This is a genomic window from Psychrobacter sp. 1Y4 (genome assembly GCF_051847555.1).
The window spans coordinates 1-705 of record NZ_JBPYDE010000554.1 but is presented as its reverse complement, the minus strand read 5'-3'; the positions used below and the strand labels follow the sequence as shown (position 1 = coordinate 705).

General features: G+C 37.7%; 2 protein-coding genes. Both read left to right on the top strand.

Features of this window, described 5'->3' with window-relative positions:
• The coding region (locus ACS8FC_RS17520; RefSeq protein WP_439297726.1) for a hypothetical protein at positions 1-320 on the top strand (320 nt) is incomplete at its 5' end.
• A gap of 37 nt (positions 321-357) precedes the next feature.
• Positions 358-693 (top strand): hypothetical protein, encoded by a 336-nt coding sequence (locus tag ACS8FC_RS17515; protein WP_439297725.1) that lies wholly within the window; start codon positions 358-360, stop codon positions 691-693.
• Positions 694-705 lie beyond the last annotated feature (12 nt).

Genomic DNA, 705 nt, shown 5'->3' with positions numbered 1-705 from the left:
ATGCGGATTACAAAACCATATGTCAGACTGAGCACACCAAACGCGAAGCGATCGCTGCTTGGAGAGATGTTCAGCTTACCAAGACAAATAATCAAAGAGAGTTTTTAGAGTCCTATCTTAAAGAGCGCTTTGCTGAACGTCGTCATGTAATAGATGAGATGTTCGAAAGGCTTGATAAAGGTATCGAAAGTGATAATCCTGAGTTAATTACAACGGCTATGAGTGCAATAGAAAATACAGTTAAGTCGTCGCCACTTCAAGAAGCAGGTCAAGTTCTTATGGCCATGAATGACCCAACGGTTGATAAGATTGAGTTTTAGGATCTACCAAGGTTCAATGTAAAGCGTATATTTTCGTTTGTCAAAAATAAACATACGAAAAGCCTCATGGCAAATTTTTATCTTTTTTGCTTCATTCAATTTTAAAGAGAAAAATGTGACTAGAAAAACACGAGTGTACAGTTGGGGTGTTATGGCTAAATTGGCTGCTGAACATGGGTTAACTATTCGGTTTCATAATGAAAAAGGAATTTCACCTCGCACCTTTCAACTAGGTAAGCGTGGTACTACAGCTGAGTCTGAAGTCATTTTAGCTAATCTATCCGTTGCAGACATTGAGGATGATTATAAACTAAGTAATGGCATGACAATGAAACAGACAATTATGGCTAATGCTATTCGCTCCAAGAAATGATAACAGTAACAA